General features: G+C 44.0%; 4 protein-coding genes and 1 pseudogene. 1 reads left to right on the forward strand and 4 read right to left on the reverse strand.

Annotated features, from left to right (window positions below; genetic code table 11):
* The 4 genes and pseudogenes from AC3DOM_RS15695 to AC3DOM_RS15710 all read right to left on the reverse strand — a co-directional run.
* Window positions 1–686: pseudogene (locus tag AC3DOM_RS15695) on the reverse strand (dissimilatory-type sulfite reductase subunit alpha); the annotation flags it as partial.
* 115 nt (window positions 687–801) lie between these two features.
* On the reverse strand, window positions 802–1,890 hold the full coding sequence (locus AC3DOM_RS15700; RefSeq protein ID WP_487919984.1) for a YeiH family protein: 1,089 nt from the start codon (window positions 1,888–1,890) through the stop codon (window positions 802–804).
* A 435-nt stretch (window positions 1,891–2,325) separates the two neighbouring features.
* Entirely contained in the window at window positions 2,326–2,727 is a 402-nt protein-coding gene (locus AC3DOM_RS15705; RefSeq protein WP_487919985.1) for a hypothetical protein, read from the reverse strand.
* A gap of 352 nt (window positions 2,728–3,079) precedes the next feature.
* Complete coding sequence (locus AC3DOM_RS15710; protein ID WP_487919986.1) at window positions 3,080–4,075, reverse strand: formylglycine-generating enzyme family protein; 996 nt, start codon at window positions 4,073–4,075, stop codon at window positions 3,080–3,082.
* 195 nt (window positions 4,076–4,270) lie between these two features.
* Between AC3DOM_RS15710 and AC3DOM_RS15715 the strand changes: the two genes are divergently transcribed.
* On the forward strand, window positions 4,271–4,822 hold the full coding sequence (locus tag AC3DOM_RS15715) for a transposase family protein (RefSeq protein ID WP_487919987.1): 552 nt from the start codon (window positions 4,271–4,273) through the stop codon (window positions 4,820–4,822).
* Window positions 4,823–4,887: the final 65 nt, after the last annotated feature.

Consider the following 4,887-nt stretch of genomic DNA (forward strand, 5'->3'; position numbering starts at 1 on the left):
TCACGCCAGGTGCCAATAACCGAAAAATCTGACCGGGCAACAGAAGCTACGCAATCGTTCGCACAACCGGAAATCTTGATCTTTGATTTATAAGGGAACATCGGCCGATGCAGTTCATCCTGGAACTCATTGGTTATATCGTGGAGCAAGTCCAGAGTATCAACGCAGGCAAATTCGCAACGACCTGGGCCGACACAGCACGATGGCGTTCGCATATCACTGCCGGAGCCACCCAAGTCAAAATCAATTTCCGCCAAATCATCAAAGCAGGGTTGCAAGGCATCTGTAGGGGCGCCAAGCAAGATGATATCTCCAGTGGCACCGTGCATATTGGTCAGCCCGCTGCCATGTTTATCCCACACATCGCAAAGCTGCCGCAATTTGTCTGTTGTATAGAACCACCCGGAAGGATGATTGACTCGGAAAGTGTGGAATTCTGCGATAGCAGGGAATTCTTCGGGCAATTCAGTGTATCTACCGATCACGCCACCGCCATAGCCTCTCACGCCGACGATACCACCATGTTTCCAGTAACCAATTTTATTTTTATAGGACTTTTCAAGCTGATGCAACAAGTCTTTGGCCATTTCATTCTTTTCGCCGGCCCGTTTCATCTCCGTTACAAAGCTCGGCCAGGGCCCTTCTTCAAGTTGATCTAGCAAAGGAGTTTTTGAGTCCTCTGTCATATTATCTTTCTCCTTGTGAGCGCTTGTAATTCTAGAATATAGAGGAGAAAGTGGTTTAAGTATCACTTTCTCCTCCACAACATTTCAAACGCTCAAATAATGTAATAGGCTTTGTTTAGAAGCTTGCTGGGAATAGCCAGCCGAAGATCAGCCAGGAAACACCCAAAGCCAGGATAGTATTGAAGACCGTTACGATCAAATATACGGTCACCGGAGCCCAACCCATTTTCTTGAACTCTGCAACAGAGAGCTCGAGACCCATGCAGACAAAGGCCGCGCAGAAGAACCAAGCCTTTAAATTCTGGACGAGCGCATACGAATCGTTATCTTTAGTGATGAAGCCAAAGGTGAAGAGCAGGGAGGCGATCATAAAGCCCAAAACGAACTTGGGGAAGCGCTGCCAAATGATCGCAAAGCTGGGTTTCTCCCCACCTTCTTTTTTCACGAAGTAATACGCAAGGAAGAATGCCACAACACCGATCAAAGCGTTCTGGGTTTGTTTAACGATACTGGCAATTTGCTCGGCTGTTTCACCATAAATCGTACCCGCGCCTACGACAGCAGCAGTCGTATCAACATTGCCACCAAACCAGGCGCCCGCAACCGCATCTGGCAAATTCATGGCCTTAGCAAGCATCGGCGCGATCACCATCAACGGCAAGGCAGTCACGATTACTAATGCTGTTACATAGGTAATCTCTTCCTTCTTTGCCAAAACAGCACCGGCACTGGCGATAGCTGCAGAGACACCACATATAGACACCGCTGTAGACATCACAGCTCTCAAGGTGTCGGGGAGACCAAATTTACCGGCCAACCACCAGGAGAAGAAATACACACAGGTGACCATGATGAGACCCTGGATAACCGCGCCACCGGCTGCAGTAGCCAAGACTTTGAAGCTGACCTTACCACCTAAGAGGATCAAACCAACTTTCAGGAAGAGTTCAGTTTTGAACCCTGGCAGCAGGCGCTCATGTACTTTGGTTGCCTTGAAAAACCAGTTAAAAATCAGACCTACGACCGCCGCCCAAATCGGATATTCCAGCACTTTCCCAGGAATGCCACCAGGCAAGGTCATCGGTTTTACAATATTGTAAAAATAGCGTGTGACAAAGCACAGTATGATTACAACAGCCAGGCCAAGGATAAAGCCTGTAGTGTTTTTCTTTACAGCAACGGGCTGAGCAGTTGTTGTTGTCATTATATTATCTCCTATTCTGGAAACCTTGTCCTAGAATTTGAATATCGCGGGATTAATGATACTGAGTGCGGCTATGAGTATTATCGCAAAGCCGATGCTTACCGAAAGCCAATCTTCGTTAATTTTCATCTTTATCTCCTTAGATTACATTTGACAAAATACAACGTATGTGAACTTCCACAAGGTGTAACTGATATGGTCTACAGAAAAACTCTTCGTACAAGTTTTCCCGATCAGGCCTTGCGCAAACTGTGCCTCCTTCCATTTTAGTTTTTAATACACTTTTTGTGTATTATTTTTAAAATACAAAAGAAACCAGATCAGTTGTCCACGAATGGACAAGCAACCTGGCTTCATTATAGAGATTTTTTTGTGCTATTTATCTAAGACAAGTCTTAAATCATCTAAGACAAGTCTTAGATGAGATATTAGGTTTTACTTCTTAATTTCCATCTTATCTTGTTGATACTGCTTATAAAATTGAATTCCAAGAAAAATGATCCCAATCAAACCAATCGCTAAAGCAACTCCTTGGGCCCAAACACTTCGCCAGGTCAGGACAACCAGGTCCGCAATGGCTAATACGCCCCATCCTATAGCAAGGCTGGATCGTTTTTGAAGAGCGTTGGACAGAGCAAAACCAAGTAGGATAAAAAAGAGACCAACCTGCACTTCAGATTGGCTCTCAAGTATTTCCATATCCAATGCCCATGCAAGGATTAAAAGAAGCCCGATGATTATTGGCACGAGTGTGAGAGTGAGGAAAATACTCTTCCACGGTAAAGACCGGAATGCTGACGTTTTCCTTTTGTTCAGTTTTGATGATTTCTTTCCCATGATTGTCTCCGACTAATTATGCATGCCTCCACAGTGAAGCATTGTTGTCCAAGTATAATCGAATTAAGTGAAAATACGCACTAAACAAGTTTGATTGAGCTGCAGATAATAGAAAATAATAATTCTGAAAACACAAAACAAGTTCAGAAATTAATTCAGCAACTTGAGACACAAGAATTGACTAAGGCTTATAAAGAGTATCAAAGGCGCCCAGCTCCACAAATGCCTGTCACTGGCCTTGAATAAATATAGTAATTAGGCGAGTTCAGGAAGCTTGGTTTTTCATTTGGTGCAACAAGTCTATTCAGAAATACTGATAATCAAAATATTATCATCCAACTCTCTCGTCTCATTATGGGGATGCATCACGGGCACAACGAAAACCAATGCTGAAGTTGGCGCTCTCTGGATCAAACCACATACGATTGGCCGTTCGGACAAAGGTAGCATTATCGTTCCACGAGCCACCGCGCAGTACCCGAGAGAACGCTTTTTTTGGTCCTACAGGATTTGAAGATGGTGAATTGGAATAGTAGTCGCCAGCATACCAATCTGCCACCCCTTCCCAAGCATTCCCAGCCATATCCAGCGCACCGTAAAAGCTTACCCCAGCTGGATAACTACCTACTGGAGCAGTATCCTGAAATCCATCGTAATAATTCCCGTTTTTCCAACTATTGGTACAAGTTTCGTCACAGAAATTAACATTTGTGCCATCAAAGGAATCGCCCCAGGGATAGATATTTTTCATTTGCTTATTCCCATCCCAACCAGCAGCTTTCTCCCATTCGGCCTCAGTTGGCAAGCGGCGTCCTCCCCATTTGCAATAGGCGCTTGCGTCTACCCAGGAAATATAAATTACGGGATAGTCGTCAAATTCTTTATTTCCAAAATAACTGTCACGTGTATATGAATTTGTTTTATAGGGCGAACCGCAATCACCCAAAGCTACGCATTGGGCATACATGGCGTTGTTCACCTCGGTTTCGTCGATCCAGAAGGCATCGACATAGACATGATGTGGCGGATCTTCACGTGTAAACCAGTCTCGTTCGCAATCCTGGTATGAATTTTGGCATTCTTCCATAGCTTCGTCAGCCTGGGTGCCCATCTCGAATTCTCCCGCTGGCACATATATCATTGTCATGTCATCAATAGATTGATTCCATCTGCTCCCAATTATTGGGTTAGTTGGGGGAATATTCGTGGGCATATGCACAGGGGCAGGAGTAGAATATTTTGAAGTAGACCAAAATTGGGGCAGGCTATTCTCACCAAAGACCAATATCAATAGGATGATTCCGCCAATGCCAAGGGGCAGGAGTTTGGGTTTTTCTTTATCTATCATTGGGATGTGTTTTTAATGAGTGAAATAATAACATTGACCATTTCCCTCCCGGAAAGGTTGCTAATGTAGACTGAATAAATTATACGATAAAAAGGGGATCGCAAATCATGAGAATTCAAATCACTTAAAGATTTATATACTTTTTTTCAGATTCCGTATAATAGACCTCTTGCATAAGTGTGCCATAATAGGCATATGAGATATGAAGATATAATAACATGGAAAGATACAGACTTTAAACGGCTGACAGGTGTTCTGCCAAAAACTTTTGCAAAGATGCTAGCTGTTCTTGAAAAAGAACGCCCAAACTTCGGTCGTCCACCAAAGTTGAGCCGGGCGGATCAACTGCTAATGACCTTGATGTACTGGCGAGAATATCGGACCCAATTTCACATTGCTGATTCCTGTGGCATCAGTGAAGCAACTGTATGCCGCACGATTAACAAGGTCAAAGATGCACTGATATGTTCAGGAGAGTTTCGTTTGCCAGGCAAGAAAGTGATCCAGCCAAGCAATACACTCACAGAAATTGTTCTTGTGGATGTTAGCGAACAAGCGATTGAACGCCCGAAAAAAAGCAAAAACGCTATTACAGCGAAAGGATCTTCCAAGATGTTCTCCATCATTCAAAACAAGGGAGTTCTTACTATAGCGATCTCCACTCTGGGTACCAAACGGTGCTTTATTGGCCTACGATCCATTATCCGATGCCGAACAAAAGCGAAACCTATTCAGTTGAAGAGATAATGCTGAGTTGCGCCATTATCTCGCTCGCTTAGCAAGAAAGTCTCGTTCCTTTACTCATCTATTTA

The sequence above is a fragment of the Candidatus Desulfolinea nitratireducens genome (assembly GCF_982879505.1).